The 19,005-nt window shown below is 71.1% G+C and carries 13 protein-coding genes; 8 read left to right on the forward strand and 5 right to left on the reverse strand.

Features of this window, described 5'->3' with window-relative positions; all coding sequences use genetic code 11:
• Nucleotides 1–33 precede the first annotated feature (33 nt).
• Nucleotides 34–1,032, forward strand: a complete 999-nt coding sequence (locus tag G3I71_RS00400; protein WP_164311818.1) for a helix-turn-helix domain-containing protein — start codon at nucleotides 34–36, stop codon at nucleotides 1,030–1,032.
• A gap of 494 nt (nucleotides 1,033–1,526) precedes the next feature.
• Complete coding sequence (locus G3I71_RS00405) at nucleotides 1,527–3,446, forward strand: RICIN domain-containing protein (RefSeq protein ID WP_343242795.1); 1,920 nt, start codon at nucleotides 1,527–1,529, stop codon at nucleotides 3,444–3,446.
• A 21-nt stretch (nucleotides 3,447–3,467) separates the two neighbouring features.
• On the opposite strand, the gene G3I71_RS00410 is transcribed toward G3I71_RS00405, so the two are convergent.
• The 3 genes from G3I71_RS00410 to G3I71_RS00420 form a co-directional block, all read right to left on the reverse strand.
• Nucleotides 3,468–4,769, reverse strand: coding sequence for an arsenic transporter (locus tag G3I71_RS00410; protein WP_164312041.1), 1,302 nt, complete (start codon nucleotides 4,767–4,769; stop codon nucleotides 3,468–3,470).
• 75 nt (nucleotides 4,770–4,844) lie between these two features.
• Nucleotides 4,845–5,423, reverse strand: a complete 579-nt coding sequence (locus G3I71_RS00415) for a DUF4232 domain-containing protein (RefSeq protein ID WP_164311819.1) — start codon at nucleotides 5,421–5,423, stop codon at nucleotides 4,845–4,847.
• A gap of 124 nt (nucleotides 5,424–5,547) precedes the next feature.
• A complete protein-coding gene (locus tag G3I71_RS00420) occupies nucleotides 5,548–7,932 on the reverse strand; it encodes a SpoIIE family protein phosphatase (protein ID WP_164311820.1) in 2,385 nt (794 codons plus the stop codon).
• 267 nt (nucleotides 7,933–8,199) lie between these two features.
• On the opposite strand from G3I71_RS00420, the gene G3I71_RS00425 reads away from it, so the two are divergent.
• The 5 genes from G3I71_RS00425 to G3I71_RS00445 all read left to right on the forward strand — a co-directional run bounded on the left by G3I71_RS00425 (nucleotide 8,200) and on the right by G3I71_RS00445 (nucleotide 16,672).
• A complete protein-coding gene (locus tag G3I71_RS00425; RefSeq protein ID WP_164311821.1) occupies nucleotides 8,200–11,292 on the forward strand; it encodes a glycoside hydrolase family 2 TIM barrel-domain containing protein in 3,093 nt (1,030 codons plus the stop codon).
• Between the two features lie 312 nt (nucleotides 11,293–11,604).
• The gene (locus G3I71_RS00430; protein ID WP_164311822.1) at nucleotides 11,605–13,848 is read left to right on the forward strand and encodes a glycoside hydrolase family 9 protein; all 2,244 of its coding nucleotides are present in this window, start codon (nucleotides 11,605–11,607) and stop codon (nucleotides 13,846–13,848) included.
• Nucleotides 13,849–13,947: 99 nt separating this feature from the next.
• The gene (locus G3I71_RS00435) at nucleotides 13,948–14,196 is read left to right on the forward strand and encodes a hypothetical protein (protein WP_053745132.1); all 249 of its coding nucleotides are present in this window, start codon (nucleotides 13,948–13,950) and stop codon (nucleotides 14,194–14,196) included.
• 3 nt (nucleotides 14,197–14,199) lie between these two features.
• Nucleotides 14,200–14,577 carry a toxin Doc gene (locus G3I71_RS00440; protein ID WP_164311823.1) on the forward strand — a complete coding sequence of 126 codons (378 nt, stop codon included), beginning with the start codon at nucleotides 14,200–14,202 and terminating at the stop codon, nucleotides 14,575–14,577.
• A 430-nt stretch (nucleotides 14,578–15,007) separates the two neighbouring features.
• On the forward strand, nucleotides 15,008–16,672 hold the full coding sequence (locus G3I71_RS00445) for an RICIN domain-containing protein (protein WP_164311824.1): 1,665 nt from the start codon (nucleotides 15,008–15,010) through the stop codon (nucleotides 16,670–16,672).
• A gap of 105 nt (nucleotides 16,673–16,777) precedes the next feature.
• On the opposite strand, the gene G3I71_RS00450 is transcribed toward G3I71_RS00445, so the two are convergent.
• A complete protein-coding gene (locus G3I71_RS00450; protein ID WP_164311825.1) occupies nucleotides 16,778–17,473 on the reverse strand; it encodes an alpha/beta fold hydrolase in 696 nt (231 codons plus the stop codon).
• 333 nt (nucleotides 17,474–17,806) lie between these two features.
• On the opposite strand from G3I71_RS00450, the gene G3I71_RS00455 reads away from it, so the two are divergent.
• The gene (locus tag G3I71_RS00455; protein WP_164311826.1) at nucleotides 17,807–18,241 is read left to right on the forward strand and encodes a protease inhibitor; all 435 of its coding nucleotides are present in this window, start codon (nucleotides 17,807–17,809) and stop codon (nucleotides 18,239–18,241) included.
• 177 nt (nucleotides 18,242–18,418) lie between these two features.
• On the opposite strand, the gene G3I71_RS00460 is transcribed toward G3I71_RS00455, so the two are convergent.
• Nucleotides 18,419–18,823, reverse strand: coding sequence for an STAS domain-containing protein (locus G3I71_RS00460; protein WP_239148764.1), 405 nt, complete (start codon nucleotides 18,821–18,823; stop codon nucleotides 18,419–18,421).
• Nucleotides 18,824–19,005 lie beyond the last annotated feature (182 nt).

The raw sequence follows: 19,005 nt of genomic DNA on the forward strand, positions 1-19,005 counted from the left end.
CCGCCAGACTAGGGCTGCCACACCCGAGGGAGGATGCCCGTGAACGCTGTCGGCTTGCCCGACACCGCTGTCCCCGCGCCGCCACCGGGTCTGGTGACCGTCGGACGCTACGACGAGGGGCCCGGTTACGCCGTCAACCGGCCGCGAGGCGCCGACAGCTGGCTGTTCACCTGGACGACGGACGGTCACGGTCTGCTGACCCAGGGTGCGGCCGGGGCGCGGGCCGGCGCCGGGGACCTGGTCGTCCTCGGCCCCGGGGTGCCACACCGCTACCTGGTCCTGCCGGGTGCCCGGCACTGGCGGTTCTGGTGGGCGCACTGCCAGCCCCGCCCTTCCTGGACGGCCTGGCTGAGCCCGTACGCCGTCGGTGACGGCATGTACGTCGTCGCCCCGGTTCCGGAAGCCCTGCACGACCGTTTGGAGACCGCGTTCGCACGCATGCTGTCGGACGCCCGTTGGCCGGGCAGTGACACCCGGCCGCCCGCCTCCGCCTCCGACGCCCAGGCCGCGCCCGACGGTCCGACAGCCGTCGCACACGGCGCCGCCGCCCGGGAGCTCGCCCTCTGTTCCCTGGAGGAAATCGTGCTGCTGGCCTCGGCGGTAGCCCGTCCCCTTCCGGAACGGCCGGGAGTCGACCCCCGGGTGAGCCGGGCGGAAGCACTCATCACCGCCGACCCCGCAGCCCCGCACACCGTGCGGTCGCTCGCCGAGGAGGTCGCGCTCTCGCCCTCGCGGTTCGCGCACCTGTTCACCGAGCAGCTCGGTCGGTCCCCGATGCGGGCGCTGCGTGAGGCCCGGCTGCGCCATGCGGCCCGGCTGCTGGAAGCCACGGACCTGCCGGTGGAACGCGTCGCCTTCGCCTCCGGTTTCGCCAGCCCGTTCCACTTCAACCGGGTCTTCCGCGAGTGTCACGGAACGCCGCCGGGCGCGTACCGGGCACTGTGCAGACGCGATCCGGCGGAAACCGCGCCCGCTATTGGTTTCACGGCCGCTCCCGGACGGAGAGGCGAAGGAACCGGTCAACTGCCATGACGGCGCTCTGTGTTACGGCGGCGGCCCGCACGCCCGGAACCATGAGCTGCGGAAACGCACAAGAGGCGGGGACAGGACACCGTGGGCGGGCGGTTTTGCGCCATCGCCGGACGTCGTCCCTCAATGGTTGCGAAACGTCCCTGAGCGAAGTGAATACCGTTTGCAATGAGGATGTTGATACAGTGGCAATCCCTAAAGGTGCATCCCATTGACACGCCGTCAACCGCTTTAGGTCACAGTGCAATGCGGAAAACGGCGTGATCTCTTGTTACGGCTCGATGAGCTGTGCAAAGGTGTGCACGTCGGCGTGCGGACAATCTTTTTCCCCCGCACGCACGCGACACCCCCGCTGACTCCCCGCTCCAAAAGAGCTGTCCGCTGCGGGTGTTCGCGATACCGATCCCCTGTTTGGTCGGATCCTGTCGCTTCGTCGGCAGGGTCGCATACCCCTTGGTATGGACTAAAACCCGCGTTGTCCGTGGAGGAATACAGACGTGAAAGACGCAGGCCTGTCGAATTCCCCTACGCCGGTTCCCGCGTACGACGCCTCGGATGTCGAACTCAGCGCGGAGCTGAAGAAGTGGACGGGGACGACGCCCGCGCTCCATCCCGTCGGTGAACTGCTCGACCGGCACTGGGAAGCAGCCTTCGCCTATGCCCGTCTGTGCACCAGCGGTCCGCGCCCCGCCGGAATGCTCACCACCGCCGCCTTCACCCGCCTCTTCGGGGAATCCCTGCGCCAGAGCGGTCCCACCTCGGCCTGGCGGCCCCACCTCCTGGTCACCGTGCGTCGGCTGGCGGCGGAGTGGGAGGGCGACCACCGCCATGAAAGCCTCCACCCCGAGCTGCGCTCCAGACCCGGTGGCGGAAACCGCGTCGCCGCCCGGCTGCTGCCCGCCCCCGACCGGCGACTGCTCTCCAGGGCGTTCCAGAACCTCCCGCAGTCCGCGCGCTGCCTGCTCTGGCACGCCGAGGTCGAGGCCGAACCGCTGGAGATACCCGCCGGCCTGCTGGGCCTGAGCGTGGAGGACGCCGTCGTGGAACTCGGCCGGGCCCGCGGACGTCTGCGCGAGGAGTGCCTGCACGTCCACCGCGAGGTCGTGCCCCAGGAGGAGTGCCGCCGCTACATCCGGCTGATCGACGTCACCTGTCGGCGCCGCAGCTTCGACATCGACCCCGACCTCGCCAAGCACCTCGCCGGCTGCATGCACTGCCGGTATGCCGCCGACCAGTTGAACCAGTTCAACGGCGACCTCGCCCTCGCGCTGGCCGAGGGTGTCCTCGGCTGGGGTGCGCGCGCCTATCTGGAATCCCGCCCGGGACGCGCCGCGGAGAGCGCCATCGTGGAGGTCGAGCAGGCCCCGATCATCGAGATGGCCACGGTCGACAGCGTGCTCCCGGTCCCGCGTGTCCTGGCCCAGGCTCCGCCGATGCCCACGAACCCGCCCGTCTCCACCGAGCTGGCCGTCCGCCCCGGTTCGCACCGCTCGGCGCACAAGGCGGCCCGGCGCGCGGTCCGCCGCCGCAACCGTGTCCTGGCCGCCGCGACCGTGAGCGCGCTGGTCCTCGTCCCGCTGGCCCTGTGGTCCGTCCTGGGTTCGGACGACGAGGACGGCTCGACGGCCGAGACCAGCCCCCCGGACACCGCCACCACCGGCTCCGACACGGCCGGCGACCCCTCCTGGATCGGGTCGGGCGAGACGACGAAGGGCGCCCTGCGCGGCCGACTGCACAACGTCGAGTCCGGACTGTGCATCGGCATCGTCGGCGGCAAGGCCGTCGAGGGCGCGGAGGCCGAGCTGACCAGCTGCTCGTCGGCGGCCGGCCAGGAATGGTCGTACGAGAAGGACGGCCTCCTGCGCAACGTCGCCGCTCCGGACCTCTGCCTGGACTCCCACCTCGGCTACTCGGTCCAGCTCGCCGCGTGCGCGGGCACGTCCCAGCCCGGCGCCAAGAACGTGCGCTACGACTTCACCCTCCAGGGCACCCTGGTCCCGCGCTGGGACCAGGAGCTGGCGCTGACGCCCGCCGACGCCGCGGGCGAGGGCGACGCGCCGCTGGTCCTGAAGTCACGCGAGGAGTCCGCCGACCAGCACTGGGTCTTCGACTCCTCGGCGCCCTCGCTCCAGATGCAGGCCGTCAACTGGGACGCGGCGTCCGAGTCCGAATCCCCTGCCGTCAAGAAGAGTCCCGAGGCCTCGCCGACCCCGACTCCCACCGCCACCACGTCGGCCCAGCCGTCCCCGACACCGTCGGCCACCTCGACCTCCTCGGCCTCGAACCCGACGAGCGTCCCCTGCTACTACTACGGGTACTACAACTGCGGGAACGGCCAGAACGCCAGTGGTGGCGGCGGCTACGGATACGGAAACGGCTACGGATACGGCGGTTACGGCGGCTGGGGAGGCCGCTGACGACCGGGGCCCGTCGGTCCCTCAGCCCCCGAGGACAACCAGCGAGCCCCACAAAGCCGCCACTGCCGGGATCAGCGCGGCCGGCACGGAGATCAGCCCGAGCCGGGTGAACTCCCCGATCCCGACCTCGTGCTCGTGCTGGTGCACGATGCGCCGCCACAGCAGGGTCGCCAGTGATCCGGCGTACGTCAGGTTCGGGCCGATGTTCACCCCGAGCAGCACGGCGAGCACCGCACCGGGGCCTGCCGTGGCGGTCAGCGGCAGCAGCACGAGCACCGCGGGCAGGTTGTTGATCAGATTGGCGAGTACGGCGGCCAGCGCGGCGATCCCGAGCAGCGCGGCCAGTCCGGTCCCGTCGGGCAGCACCCGGCCGAGCGCGTCGGCGAGCCCGTTGTCCACGACCGCGCGGACGACGACGCCCAGTGCCAGCACGAACGCGAGGAACCCGGGCGCCGTGGCCCGCAGCACCGTCACCGGGGTGGCCTGCCGTCGCAGCAGCGCACGTCCGGAGAGTACGAGTGCCCCCGCCAGCGCGGCCCACGCGGGGTCGACGCCAACCGCGGAGGCCACGACGAACCCGGCCAGCGTGCAGGCCACGGTGACGAGGGCGAACAGGGGGAGCGGGGGCGCGTCAGCCGTGTCCGGGCCCGTGTCCGTGTCCGTGTCCTTGTCTTTGTCCGAGTGCGGAGTGTCCGGCGTCGGACCGGCCAGGTCGGCGGCGAAGAAGCGCCGGAACACCAGGTACTCGGCGCCGATCGCGACCAGCCAGGGCAGCGTCATCAGCGCGGCGAACCGGGTGAAGCTCAGACCGCTCGCGCTGAACGCCAGCAGGTTGGTGAGGTTGGAGACCGGCAGCAGCAGCGACGCCGTGTTCGACAGATGCGCGCAGGCGTAGGAGTGCGGCTTGGGCCTGACCCCCGTCCGGGTGGCCGTGGCGAACACCACCGGGGTGAGCAGCACAATGGTCGCGTCCAGGCTCAGTACGGCCGTGATCGCCGAGGCGAGCACGAAGACCGAGGTCAGCAGTCTCCCGGGCCGGTTCTTCGCCCACCGGGCCATCCACGCGCCGCAGGCCCGGAAGAGCCCCTCGACATCGCAGAAGTGGGCCAGCACCAGCACCGCCGCGAGGAAGCCGACCACCGGCCCGAGCCGCTCGGCCTCCTCCCACGCGTGAGCCGGGGAGATGGCGCCGGTGACGACCACGAGCCCGGCGGCGGGAACCGCCACGACCGCCTCCGGCAATCCGAACGGGCGGACGACGGCGCAGGCCAGGACGGCGATGAGCAGCACGATGGACAGGGCCTCGGCGGACGGGGCGTTCAGGGTTCGGTCCTCCGGGACAGGGGTGTCGGTACCCCTCCATGAAAGCAGGCCCCGCTCACCGGCCCCTGGACCGGGTCAGGCGCCGGTACCGGGACCGAAGACCGACAGGAACACCGACGACTTGTTCCCGCCGACGGGCACCTCGCCCCTCTCCCACGTCACCTTCAGCTGGTCCCGCTCGTCCGGCGGGGTCACCAGCAGCTCGGCCGGAGTCGCCGTCTCGGCCTCGCTGAGCTCAGGGTTCGCGAAGCTCAGGCCCGCCCAGGCACTGTCGCCCGGCGCCAGATGGACCGTCGTCAGCTCGGCGTCGGAGCGCTTCGGGGCGTGGCCCAGCTGTGTGCCGGCCGCGTCCACGAAGGCGACGCCCGGGTAGCCGCGCAGGGTGCAGATGCGGGCGGAGTCGTTGGTGAGGACGACGGGGAAGTTCTTCTGCCCGGCGCCCGGATCAGGGCGCCCGACCGATGCGCGCAGCTCGGAGGTACGGCAGCGGGTGTCGCCGGTCGACGGGACGGCCGTAGGGGGAGTGGTGGTCGACGGGACGGAGGCGCCTCCGCCGCTGTCGCTGCCGCAGGCCCCGAGCAGTACCGGTAAGGCGAGCGCGCCCGCGAGCAGCGTGGCCCGGGGGCCCGGCCGGGTGGTACGGAAGGTCGCCATGTCCACACTCCTGGAGGTCACTGCGCGTACGGCATCTCGTGCACCGTCACGAGTGTCCGGTGGAACCGGAACCCAAAAGTCCCACGTGGCACCGATTCAAGCCGTCGTCAGCGAGCGCCGGGACTCACATCTCGCCCGTCAGGGACAGTTCTCCCCAGATGGTCTTCCCGTCGGGCGTGTGGCGGCTGCCCCACCGCTCGGTGAGCTGGGCGACCAGCAGCAGTCCGCGGCCCCCCTCGTCGAAGGTCCTGGCGCGCCGCAGGTGCGGGGCGGTGTGGCTGGAGTCGGAGACCTCGCAGATCAGGGTGGCCGCGTCATGGATGAGGCGCAGCCTGATGGGCTGCGAGCCGTAGCGGATGGCGTTGGTGACCAGCTCGCTCACCACCAGTTCGGTGGTGAACGCGGCCTCGCTCAGATCCCAGACGTCGAGCTGCTCGCCGACCTGCTTGCGGATCGGCCCGACGAGCGCCGGGTCGGCCGGGATGTCCCACGTCGTGACCCGGGAGGCGGGCAGGCCCTGGGTGCGGGCCAGCAGCAGCGCCACGTCGTCGGCCGCGCCGCCCGGTGGGAGCAGAGTGTGCAGGATGCGGTCGCACGTCTCGTCGAGCGAGTCGGCGTACGCGGCCAGTGCGTCGCACAGCAGCTGGTGACCGGCGTCGATGTCCCGCTCGCGGCTCTCGATCAGCCCGTCGGTGTAGAACGCGAGGACCGTGCCCTCCGGCAGTTCCAGTTCCGTGGACTCGAACGGCAGCCCGCCCAGGCCCAGTGGCGGCCCCGCGGGCAGCCGCACCTGTCGGGGAGTGCCGCCCGGGGTGAGCATGACCGGCGGGGGATGCCCGGCGCGGGCCAGGGTGCAGCGCCGCGACACCGGGTCGTACACCGCGTACAGACAGGTCGCCCCGACCTCGCCCGGGCCGCCCTCGCTGCCGGCCTCGGCGGACAGCCGTACGACGAGGTCGTCGAGGTGGGTGAGCAGTTCGTCCGGGGCGAGGTCGATGTCGGCGAGCGTGCGCACGGCGGTGCGCAGCCGGCCCATGGTGGCGGAGGCCTGGATGCCGTGGCCGACCACGTCCCCGACGACCATCGCGACGCGCATCCCGGACAGGGGGATGACGTCGAACCAGTCGCCGCCCACCCCGGCCCGCGCTGCCGGGAGATAGCGCGAGGCGGCCTCGAGGGCGGCGGTGCGCGGCAGGGTCCGGGGGAGCAGGCTGCGTTGGAGGGCGAGAGCGGTGTCGCGTTCGCGGGAGAACCGGCGGGCGTTGTCGATACAGACGGCGGCCCGGGCGGTCACCTCCTCGGCGAGCAGCGCGTCGTCGGCCGTGAAGGGGTCGGGCCGCCGGTACCGGGTCAGGACGGCGACACCGAGCGTCACACCGCGTGCCGTGATCGGTACGGACATCATGGAGTGGATGCCGAACTCCTTGACCCGGTTGAGGCGGGCCTTGTCCCAGGCCAGCCGCTGTTCGAGGTCGTCGGAGGGCAGGGCGGCCACGATGGTGCGGCCCGCGAGGAGGGAGTCGGCCTGGGGCGAGAAGGCGGGGTACTCCTCCAGCTGTCCCGGCTTGGCCACGGCTTCGGGGCTGCCCGGGATGATCGACCGATGGGCGGCCCGGCGCAGGGTGAGGGGCGCTGTCAACTCTGCCGGGCGATGGTCACCGCCGTGCTGCGGCGGGTCCAGCAGATCGACGCTGACGAAGTCGGCGAGCGCCGGGACGCAGACGTCCGCCAGCTCCTGCGCCGTCCGGGTGACGTCGAGGGTGGTGCCGATACGCACGCTCGCCTCGTTGACCAGCTGGAGCCGCTCCCGGGCGAGGTACTGCTCGGTGAAGTCGTGGGCCGCGAGACAGACCCCCCGCACCCGCCCCTCGGCGTCCTTGAGCGGCGCCAGCCGGGCCAGCCACGCGTGCGCGTGGTCCTCGCCGCCGGTGCGCAGATAGGTCTGGACGTCCTTCGCCCGGCCGCTGGTCAGCACCTCGAGCATGTGCTGCTCCAGCTCCGCGCTGCGCTCCCGGCCCCCTATCTCGGCGATTCTGAGCCCCCGGACGCGCTCCAGCGGCAGCCCGATGACCCCGGCCATGGCGTCGTTGACGCCGTGCAGCCGCAGCCTGTCGTCGTAGACGGCCGTCGCGCAGGGCGCCTGGGCCAGCGCGGCCCCCATCAGCGGCTCGTCCGCGGGCCGGGCACCGTTCTCCATGGGGGTGACCAGGAGCCAGTCACCCCGGCCGCCGTCCGGGGCCGGCCGGTAGTGGGCGAGGAGCCAGGAGGACACCGTCCGGCCGTCGCGGTGACGCAGCGCGAGAGTGCCGTGCCAGATGTCCTCCGCAGGCCGTCCGGGCTCCTCGGAACCGTCGACGGCCAGCAGGGAAGCGGCGGGACGGCCCAGCATCTCGGCCGCCGACCAGCCCAGCAGCCGACGGGCGCCCTCGTTCCAGCCGGTCAGTGCGCCCCGCGCGTCGACGACGGCCCGCGCCGTGGCGGCATCGTCGAACGGGTACACCGGACTCATCGTCGCCACTCCATCGTGAACACTCACAGTGAGCAAGGGATGTCACTGGTGTTCCACACTAGTGCGTTCTGTCCCCGCATGGTCAGTAACACCCATCTCCCCGGATCATCGCGAAGGCCGCCGCATGGGGCGGGATTCAGGCCGTTGTGACAGGTGAGGCCGAAGTACGTCACCGGACTCTTGACGGGCGCATGTTCCGTACCGTCAGAATCTGTTTGCTAACGATCAATTGTGAGTACTTCTGGGCCCTGATGAGGGAGAGCCGCCATGACGGTCACTCGCAGATCGGTGCTGGTCGCCGGTACGTCCGCCCCCGCGGCCGGTGCCCTGCTGGGCACCGCGGCCGACGCACGGGCCGCCGCCGGCAGGGCCGGCCGCCGAACCGTCCCGCTGCGGGACGGCTGGCGCTTCGCGCTGGTCGACCCGGGCGGGATCACCGACCCCACGGGCGCGTACGCGAACGCCCCCGACCCCGCCTACGACGACTCGGCGTGGCGGACGGTAGCCGTCCCCCACGACTGGAGCATCGAACTCGCCCCGACCACCGACCACGGCACCACCAGCGGCACCGGGTTCTTCCCCGGCGGCCTCGGCTGGTACCGCCTCGCCTTCATACTCCCGCCCACGCTCGCCGGCAAGCGGATCTCGGTGGAGTTCGACGGCGTCTACATGGACTCGTACGTCTACTGCAACGGCACGGAGGCGGGCCGCCACCCCTACGGCTACACCGGATTCGCCGTCGACCTCACCGACCTCCTGCACACCGACGGCACCACCGAGAACGTGCTCGCGGTCAAGGTACAGAACCGGCTGCCCAGCAGCCGCTGGTACTCGGGCAGCGGCATCTACCGCGAGGCCCGTCTGGTCGTCACCGAACCGGTGCACGTGGAGCGCTGGGGCACGTATGTCACCACCCCGGAGATCACCGAGGACCGGGCCGTCGTCCGGGTGCGGACCTCCGTGGTCAACGCGTCGGGCACCGTCGCCGAGGTCGAGGTCGTCTCCCGGATCGTCGACCCACGCGGCCGTACCGTCGCCCGTACGTCCACCACGGCCGCCGCCACCGACCGCTCGACCGAGACGCATGAACTCACCGTCCCCGAACCGAAGTTGTGGGACATCGCGGCCCCGCACCGCTACACCCTCAAGACCGAACTGCGCGTCGGCGGCACCACCGTCGACACCCACCGCACGGCCTTCGGCATCCGGAGCTTCCGCTTCGACCCGGACGAGGGCTTCCAGCTCAACGGCACTGCTCACAAGATCAAGGGAGTCGATCTCCACCACGACCTGGGCGCTCTCGGGGCCGCCGTCAGCATCGACGCGATCCGCCGGCAGATGACCATCATGAAGTCGATGGGCGTCAACGCCTTCCGCACCTCCCACAACCCGCCCTCGCCGGAGATGATCCAAGTGTGCGAGGAGCTGGGCATCGTGATGATGGTGGAGGCCTTCGACTGCTGGCGGACCGCCAAGACCCGTTACGACTACGGCCGGTTCTTCGAGGAGTGGTGCGAGAAGGACGCCACCGAGATGGTGCTCGCCGCCCGCAACTCGCCCGCCGTGCTGCTGTGGTCGATCGGCAACGAGATCACCGACTCCACCCGGACCGACGGCCTCGCCATGGCCGACCGGATCATCGGAGCGATCAGGGCGGCCGACGACACCCGCCCGCTCGTCATCGGCTCCGACAAGTACCGCAACCCGCCCGCGAAGGGCTCCGCGGCCGATCTGATGCTGGCCAAGCTCGACGGCCTCGGCCTCAACTACAACACCGCGAAGTCGGTGGACACCCTGCACGTCGCCTACCCGCACCTGTTCCTGTTCGAGTCGGAGTCCTCGTCCGAGACCTCCACCCGGGCGACCTACCAGGAACCGGAACGCCTCAACACCGGCGAGAACCACACCCCGGGCCGGCGCGCGGTCTCGTCGTACGACAACAACCTCGCCTCCTGGACGATGAGCGGTGAGTACGGCCTGAAGAAGGACCGGGACCGCAAGTGGTTCGCGGGCGAGTTCCTGTGGTCGGGCATCGACTACATCGGCGAGCCGACCCCGTACGACGTGTTCCCGGTGAAGGCGTCCTTCTTCGGCGCGGTCGACACGGCCGGTTTCCCCAAGGACATGTACCACCTGTTCCGCAGCCAGTGGACGAGCGAGCCCATGGTCCATCTGCTCCCGATGACCTGGAACCACGAACCGGGTGACACGGTGGAGGTCTGGGCCTACGCCAACGTCGACACCGTGGAGCTGTTCCTCAACGGAAAGCCGCTCGGGGCAAGGCGGTTCGACACGAAGAAGACGGTCGACGGCCGCGTCTACCTGGAGACCACGGAGGCCACCGGCGACGACAAGACGGTCACCTCGGGCGCCTGGCCCGGCAGTTACACCAGCCCGAACGGCAGCGCGGGCAAGCTGCATCTGACCTGGCATGTGCCGTACGAGCCGGGCGAGTTGAAGGCGGTGGCCCGGCGGGACGGACGGGTCGTGGCGACGGACGTCCTGCGGACGGCGGGCCCCGCACACGCGATACGCCTCACCGCGGACCGCAAGTCCCTGGCGGCCGACGGTCGTTCACTGTGTTTCGTCACCGCCGACGTGGTCGACGCCCGGGGTGTGGTCGTGCCCGGAGCCGAGCACCTGCTCGCCTTCGAGGTCGACGGTGGCTCCCTGGCCGGTCTCGACAACGGGCGCGAGGAGAGTGCCGAGCGCTATCAGGCGAGCACCCGAACCGCCTTCCACGGCAAGGCACTTGCCATGGTCCGGGCCGGAACGGCGGCCGGGCGGCTGAAAATCACGGCCCGTTCGGCGGGGCTGCGCACGGGCACGGCCGTGGTCCGTACGACGCCCGCGCGCGACGAGGCGCTGACCCCGGCCGCGCTCTTCGCACCCGACCCGGGTCCGGGAGCCCCCGCCTACCCGCTGGCGGACGCCAGTTACTCCGGCCGCCCGGACACCCTGCCCGCCGCGATGCTCGACGGCGCGCCGGGCACCGGCTGGTCCAACGCGTTCTACAAGTCGCCGACCGCGCTGCTGCCCGCGTTCAGCGGGGCCCGCGCCGAGGACTGGGTCTCGGCCGACTGGGGACGGGCCCGCGACTTCACCCGCGTCGAGGTCGCCTTCACGGTGGACGCGACGCACAGCCTGCCCGCGTCGGTCGAGGTGTCGGTGCGGGTCGGCGACCGGTACGTACGGCTGCCGGACGCGACCCTCCAGTGGGCCGACGCCTCCGACGCGCCCTCGGCGATCACGTTCGCGACGGTACGGGGCAGCGCGCTGCGGCTGGACCTGACGAGCCGCTACCCGGGGGAGGCGCGGGGCGCGGTACGCATCAGCCGTCTGGACGCACCGGCAGGCTGATTTCCGCCCCCGCAGCTGCGCCCCCAGACCCCCGCTTCGGCCCTGAAGGGGCCTCGTCCTCAAACGCCGGAGGGGCTAAAAATTAGCCCCTCCGGCGTTTGAGGAGCGGGGTCTGGGGCGGAGCCCCAGAAGGATGGGACGGGTAGGGGCGGCGGGGGCGAGCGCCATGCACCTGAGCCCAGTACGGTCCGCACCGTTGACGTGCCGTACGACCTCGCACAACATGGCGACGTCCGCATCTGGGAGCGCTCCCACGGCAAGCGCCGCTCTTCCGGCACCCGCGCCCCCACCCTCACCCGAGGAGCTCCAGACGTGAAACGACGCAGAACCACCCTGCTCCCGGTGACCGCCCTCCTTGCGGCGGCACTCACCGCACTCCCCGCCGGACCGGCCGGCGCCGAGGAGATCGAGCAGGTCAGGAACGGCACCTTCGACACCATCACCGCGCCCTGGTGGACGACCAGCAACGTCACCGCCGGCCTCTCCGACGGAGGCCTGTGCGCGGACGTACCCGGCGGTACCACCAACCGCTGGGACGCCGCCGTCGGCCAGAACGACATCACCCTCGTCAAGGGCGAGTCGTACCGCTTCACCTTCAAGGCACTGGGCACTCCCACCGGACACGTCGTCCGGGCGATCGTCGGCCTGTCGGTGTCCCCGTACGACACCTACTTCGAGGTCAGCCCGCAACTGAGTGTGTCGGGCGACGCCTACACGTACACGTTCACCGCATCCGCCGACACGGCCCAGGGCCAGGTCGGTTTCCAGCTCGGCGGCAGCGCCGACCCCTTCCGGTTCTGCATGGACGACGTGTCGCTGGTGGGCGGGGTGCCGCCCGAGGTGTACGTGCCCGACACGGGACCCCGGGTGCGGGTCAACCAGGTCGCCTATCTGCCCGCGGGCCCGAAGAACGCCACGCTGGTCACCGGTGCCACGCAGCCCCTGCCCTGGCAGCTGAAGAAGGCCGACGGGAAGACCGTGGCCCACGGCAGGACCGTACCGCGCGGCACCGACGCCTCCTCCGGGCAGAACGTCCACTCGATCGACTTCGGCTCCTACCGCAAGCGCGGCACCGGCCTCACGCTGGTCGCCGACGGTGAGACGAGCCGTCCCTTCGACATCGACGCGAGTGCCTACGACCGGCTGCGGCAGGACTCGCTGAAGTACTACTACACGCAGCGCAGCGGCATCGCGATCCGCGACGATCTGCGCCCCGGCTACGCCCGCCCCGCCGGTCACGTCGACGTGGCGCCCAACCAGGGCGACTCCCAGGTCCCCTGCCGGCCGGGCGTGTGCGACTACAGCCTCGACGTCACCGGCGGCTGGTACGACGCCGGCGACCACGGCAAGTACGTCGTCAACGGCGGTATCTCCACGTGGGAGCTGCTGAGCACCTACGAGCGCGCCCTGCACGCGCGTACAGGGCAGCGGGACAAGCTCGGTGACGGCACGCTCGCCATCCCGGAGAGCGGCAACAAGGTGCCGGACGTCCTGGACGAGGCCCGCTGGGAGCTGGAGTTCCTGCTGAAGATGCAGGTGCCGGACGGGCAGCCGCTGGCCGGCATGGCGCACCACAAGATCCACGACGAACAGTGGACCGGGCTGCCGCTGCTGCCGAGCGACGACCCGCAGAAGCGGCAGCTGCACCCGCCGACCACCGAGGCCACCCTGAACCTCGCCGCCACGGCGGCGCAGGCGGCCCGGCTGTACCGGCCCTACGACCGCGCGTTCGCCGCGCGTGCCCTCGCGGTGGCGCGCAAGGCCTGGACGGCGGCCCTGGCCCACCCCGGCCTTCACGCCGACCCGAACGACGCGACCGGTGGTGGTGCCTACAACGACACCGACGCGCGGGACGAGTTCTACTGGGCCGCCGCCGAGCTGTACCTCACCACCGGTGAGAAGGCGTTCGAGTGGCACATCCTGAACTCGCCGATCCACACGGCCGACATCTTCGTCCCCCTCGGCTTCGACTGGGCCAGGACCGCGGCGGCCGGCCGGCTCGACCTGGCGACCGTGCCGAACGGGCTGCCCGGCCGGGACAAGGTCCGCCAGTCCGTGATCAAGGGCGCCGACCGCTATCTGGCCACGCTGGCGGCACAGCCGTACGGCATGCCCTACGCCCCCGACGCCAACGTGTACGACTGGGGCTCCAACGCCCAGATCCTCAACAACGCCGTGGTCGTCGCCACGGCGTACGACATCAGCGGCGCCTCGAAGTACCGGGACGGCGCGCTCCAGAGCATGGACTACCTCTTCGGCCGCAACGCGCTGAACATGTCGTACGTGACGGGTTACGGCGAGGTCGACTCGCATCAGCAGCACAGCCGTTGGTACGCCCACCAGCTCGACCCGAGCCTGCCGGACCCGCCGGACGGCACACTCGCCGGAGGCCCCAACTCGAGCATCCAGGACCCCTACGCACAGAGCAAGCTCCAGGGGTGCACAGGCCAGTTCTGCTACATCGACGACATCCAGTCCTGGTCGACGAACGAGCACACGGTCAACTGGAACGCGGCTCTGGCCCGGATGGCGTCCTTCGTGGCCGACCAGGGATAGCCGGACGGCTGGGCCCTGTCCCGCCCCCTCGGTACCACCGCCTTACCCGCCTGAGCTGGGGATATTTACGGGTAAGTACCGGCGCGGTACCGTGGGGGCATGCCAGCTCTCAACGTGGAGTTCAGTGACCGCGAGCTAGAGGACCTGCGGCAGATAGCCAAGGAGCGCGGTACGTCCATGAAGGCCCTCGTGCGTGAGGCGGCGGCTGCCGACATCGCCCGCCACCGCGCCCTGCAGGAGGGCGCGGAGGAGTTCCGGCGGTTCTTCGCGGCCCACGCCGACGAGTTCGCCGCCGCGTTCCCCGAGGACGAACCGGTCGCGCCGGGGCGTCAGGGACAGGTCGCCTGACCGATGGCTCCCGTCATCCACATCGACGTGCCCTGGCTGCTCCAGCGCCACGAAGAGGTCCTGCCGGACCAGCCCACGGTCAACGACTTCTCCGCCCTGGTGGCCGCGGTGGCCCGGCACCGGGTCGACCCGCCGCGCCTCGGCGTGGACTCCGACCCGGCCTGGCGGGCCGCCGCACTGCTGCACACCCTCGCCCTGCTCAAGCCGCTGCCGTCGGCCAACGCCCGCTTCGCCTGTGCCACCGCCGTGGCGTACATGTTCGTCAGTGACGTCGGCATCGACCCGCCCTACGGCGCCCTCGTCGACCTCGCCCGCGACCTGATCTCGGGGAAGGTCGACGTCTACGGCGCGGCGGACCGGCTGCGGTCCTGGCAGATCTGAACGGATTCGCGCAGTTCAGCCCGGTTGTCGAGCCGGACCCGCCCTCGGGGCCGCCGACCGAGGGCGGGAAGAACGGGGTCGGCGGCCGTTTCGCGCGGGAGAGCCGCCCTTCCGCGCGGGGCCTTCGAGGAGGGCCGCTTCCAGTGGACTGCACCGCCGCACGCGCCGGGAGTGTGCGCGGCGCACCGGCGCGTGCGCGCCGTTCACACGGGGCGCGGGGAAAGTGCCGAAAGCCGGTACGAGTGTCGGAAGTTTCTCCTGTTGCTGACTTTCCTTCAATGAATGGATGTTGCCCAAGTGCCTTGTTGGCCATGACCGACTTGTGCAATGGTGAACCACCTGTACAGGGGGAGTGGCCGGACCCAATTCGCCGGTGGTGATCCGGTGGCGGTCCAGTGTGAGTTACCCGCGCGTGGGAAGGAACCGCTCAGTGCCCCACCCCCACCCCCACCCCCACCCCCCTCGTCCGTCGTATCCCCCGTACTCCGGTGGGGTTCCGGGGGAATCGGACGAGAGTCTCGCGGCCCAGCTCAGAAGCAGGCCGGAGGGCGAGACGGGCGTGCCCGTCGCCCTGCTGACCGCGCGGCACTGGCAGGCGACCCACGAGTACGCGGTCATCTGCCTCGCCACCTCGGCCCGGACCGCCTCCATGGTCACCACCGCAGCCTTCCACCAGGTCCTCGAGCGGGTGATGCGCGCCGAGTCGGCCGTCGCGCTGCGCCCGAGGTTCCTCGTGGCCGTGCGCGACATCGTCAGGGAGTGGTCCGCCGACGACCGCATATCCGATGTGCTGCCCGATCTGACGAAACCGGCGGGCGGTCGCGGTATGCGCGCGGCGAAGGCCATGACGGCCGAAAACCGAAAGCTCGCGGAACGCTCGTTCCAGGCCCTTCCCGGACTCGCCCAGTGCCTGCTCTGGCACACCGAGGTGGAGGCCGATCCGATGAATTTCCCTGCCGTTCTTCTTGGCATGGACACGAATATGGCTGCGGCGTCGCTGGAACAGGCCCGCGAACAATTCCGTGAGGGCTGTGTACGCGCCCACCGGGAACTCGCGCCGTCCAAGGAATGCCGGTTCTACAACCGTCTGCTCGACATACCCATCCGGCGCGGCGGCGCTCTGCTGCCCGATGTCCAGCAGCACCTGTCGGTGTGCCACTACTGCCGTTACGCCGCCGAGCAGTTGAGCCACTTCGAGGGCGGCCTGGGCACGTTGCTCGCCGAGGCGGTGCTCGGCTGGGGCGCCCGGCGCTATCTCGACTCGCGCCCGGGGCGCAGCCAGAGCGGCACGCGGCTGCGGGGCCATGCCCGGCACCGCGGCAGTGGCAGTAGTGGCGAGGGTGCCGGTGGCAGGGGGGTCGGCCTGGGGCGCCATCGTCTGCTGTCACGGATTACCTCCCCGCGCCGGCCGCTCCCGGGCGCGACCCGGAACAGGAGAACCCTGCTCACCAGCGTGGGCCTGGCCTCGACAGTCGTCCTCGCGGTCGTGCTGGGCAGCGGACTGTGGCCGAAGGACGGCAGCGGCGCCGACCCGGCCGCCTCCTCCAGCGCGACCGCCGGACGCGGCGCGACGCCCGCGGTGTCCTCCTCGCCGCCCGCGACGGGCAACAACCCGACCTCCATCCGGCAGACCCGGCTGCGCGATGTCACCGCCGACCAGTGCCTCGACATCCGGGGCGGCCGGGCCACGGCCGGTGCTGTCGCCAGGCTCGCTTCCTGCTCGACCGCGTGGACCCAGCTGTGGACGTACGAGGACGACGGTCAGCTGCGCAGTGTCGCCAACCCCGAGCTGTGCCTGGACTCGCATGCCGACGCCGGCGTCGTCATCCTCGGCCGCTGTGCCGCCGCGTCCGCCGAGCGCGGTAATGACGTCCGCTACGACCTCACCGTGCGGGGCGAGTTGCTGCCCCGCTGGGCGGAGGGCCTCGCCGTCGCCCCCGCCTCCGGCGACCCCGACACGGACGTGGTCGTCAAGGTCCGCGACGGCTCCGCGGACCAACACTGGCTCACCGACACGGTCACCGCCAGCCCCGAGTCCCTGTCGATAGGCGGCTCACCGGGCAAGGCGGCCCAGGTCTACGCGGACCCGAGGTAGCGGCGGTGTTTCCCGCCCACCCGACCGACGCCCTCGGCCGGACTGAGGGCGCCAGCCCCCAGGGACGGAACGGGTAGGGGCGGCGGGGCGGGGCGGAACGCTCGGTCAGGTGCGGGTCGCCGACCGGTGCAGGACGGCGGCCAGTTCGTGCGGGCGGGAGAACATCGGCCAGTGCCCGGTGTCCAGCTCGGCGAGTTCCCACCGGTCGCTCCTGAGCAGCTCGACCACGTCCTCGGACGGTTCCGGGTCGTCGAGCAGACACTTGACGTAGGTGGCGGGGAGGTCACCCATCGAGCGCGTGAGGACGGCCGGCTCGGTGAGGGTGGCCCCGGGGTGGGGTGTCGAGCCGTTCGCGATCCGCGCGATCTGCTCGTCGGTGAGCCCCTGGCCCGCGAAGCGGTCCGGCGCCGGGGTCGGCCAGAAGCCGTCGTTCTCGGCGAGGGAAGCCTCCACCCCGGCACTGTCCCAGCCCCACAGGAACGACCTTCCGTCGGCCGGGACACTCGCGTCGACGAACACCACCCGGCCCAGCCGCTCGCCGATCCGCTCGGCGGCCTGCCCGACGGGTATCCCCGCGTAGCTGTGCCCGACGAGCACGACGTCCCGCAGATCGAGGCGCTCGACCTCCTCGATGATGTCCCGCACATGCGTCTGCTGCCCGGCCGGCTCGCCCCGCCGCTCCGCCACCCCCGACAACGTCAACGGGTGCGCCCCGTGCCCGGCGGCGCGCAGTTCGACCGCCACCTCGTCCCACGCCCAGGCACCGAGCCGCACACCCGCGACCAACACGAACTCGCTCATGGGGCACAACGTAACGCGGTCGCCCGGGGAGCTCGTACGCCGCCGAATCGGAATGTTTCAGGCCGATTAAAAAGGCAGGTGGATCCGGCCACTCGGTCGCCTCAGGTGATCAACAGCCGCTCAGTTACGGGCTTCACGCGTTCGAATCACGTAACTTCACGCCACTGATTCAATACGCAAGGTTACCGAAACGCATGGGGTCGAGGTGAGTTTCGGCGCCGGACTCGGCAGACTCACGCTCGTCGATCCGGCCCGACCGGCTGGGATCGAGTACCCATGCGGACCGTTGGACCTTCGATTCGCATCTTCGAACTGAGCGGAAGGATGCACACAATGCCGAACACCGCGCGCTGGGCAGCGACTCTGACCCTGACGGCCACCGCCGTCTGCGCCCCTCTCACCGGGGCCGCCGTCGCCGCCCCGGGCTCCGCCGCCTCCGGGCTCTACGCACCGTCGGCCCTGGTGCTCACCATGGGCCACGGGGACACCGCGGCCGCCGTCACGCCCGAGCGTGCCGTCACTCTGACCTGTGCCCCGACGGCCTCGGGCACGCACCCGGCCGCGTCCGAGGCGTGCGCCGAACTCCGGGCTGCCGGTGGGGACTTCGACCTGCTGGCGGCGAAGAGTGACGTGAAGTGCACCAAGCAGTACGACCCTGTGGTCGTCACCGTCGAGGGCGTGTGGCGGGGGCAGCGGGTCGCCTATGAGCGGACTTTCGCGAACGAGTGCGTGAAGAACACCTACGGGGCGGCCGTCTTCACGTTCTAGAGACCGGGGTCGCGCGCTTCCGTGAGCAACGCAGGGTGCACGCGGATGGGGAGTGCGAACCCCTGTGTCGCGGGATGCCGCGCGATCTCGTAGCGGGGCCGGTCGGTGGTGTGGGGCCACCGGCCGGCCCATCGGCATGTGTACGCGAAGGCGGGACCGGTTCCCTTGCTCCGCCTCCTACTCCGGGATACGGGCAAGGGGCGGAAAGCGGTGAAGCAGGCGCGCGGCACGCAGCAGACGGTGGAGGCGGGGTGTGTCGGAGACCAGGCGCAGCCGCCCGCCGCGCTCGCGGGCCCGGGTGTCGGCTCGGCACAGTTCGCGCAGGCCGGAGCAGTCGAAGAAGCCGACGTGCCGGAGGTCGACCAGGACGTCGGGGCCGGGGCGCGAGGTCGCGGCGTCCAGATGCTCGGCGAGGAAAGCCGCGGTCGCCAGGTCGATCTCGCCGGACACCTCGACCACGGTGAACGGCCCGTTCGGGTACGTACGGGCATACGGGTTGGCCGTCGGCGGCAGGGCTCCGGACGAATCCGAGGCCGTGCGCTCGGGCGGCCCGGGGGTGCGGTCGTCGGCTTCCGGCGTCATGGCTGCTCCACCTCGGCGGGGGCGCATTCGATCTCGGTAGCTACCCCGGCTGGGCCCGGCCCATCCCTGACACGCCGTTCACAAGATCTAGTTCACTCGACAAGGTGAATTACAGCTACACCCATTGACATTCCGTGCACTGTGCATTCAAAGCATCGGGTATGGCACGACAGCCGGAGGGG

The organism is Streptomyces sp. SID12501, assembly GCF_010550245.1.
In the GTDB taxonomy this organism is placed as follows: domain Bacteria; phylum Actinomycetota; class Actinomycetes; order Streptomycetales; family Streptomycetaceae; genus Streptomyces.

Bases quoted from the DNA above. Each gene is read 5' to 3' on its own strand.
- G3I71_RS00435 (WP_053745132.1), top strand. From the start codon at position 13,948: ATGCCAGCTCTCAACGTGGAGTTCAGTGACCGCGAGCTAGAGGACCTG.
- G3I71_RS00440 (WP_164311823.1), top strand. From the start codon at position 14,200: ATGGCTCCCGTCATCCACATCGACGTGCCCTGGCTGCTCCAGCGCCAC.
- G3I71_RS00455 (WP_164311826.1), top strand. From the start codon at position 17,807: ATGCCGAACACCGCGCGCTGGGCAGCGACTCTGACCCTGACGGCCACC.
- G3I71_RS00400 (WP_164311818.1), top strand. From the start codon at position 34: ATGCCCGTGAACGCTGTCGGCTTGCCCGACACCGCTGTCCCCGCGCCG.
- G3I71_RS00450 (WP_164311825.1), bottom strand. From the start codon at position 17,473: ATGAGCGAGTTCGTGTTGGTCGCGGGTGTGCGGCTCGGTGCCTGGGCG.
- G3I71_RS00425 (WP_164311821.1), top strand. From the start codon at position 8,200: ATGACGGTCACTCGCAGATCGGTGCTGGTCGCCGGTACGTCCGCCCCC.
- G3I71_RS00420 (WP_164311820.1), bottom strand. From the start codon at position 7,932: ATGAGTCCGGTGTACCCGTTCGACGATGCCGCCACGGCGCGGGCCGTC.
- G3I71_RS00460 (WP_239148764.1), bottom strand. From the start codon at position 18,823: ATGACGCCGGAAGCCGACGACCGCACCCCCGGGCCGCCCGAGCGCACG.
- G3I71_RS00415 (WP_164311819.1), bottom strand. From the start codon at position 5,423: ATGGCGACCTTCCGTACCACCCGGCCGGGCCCCCGGGCCACGCTGCTC.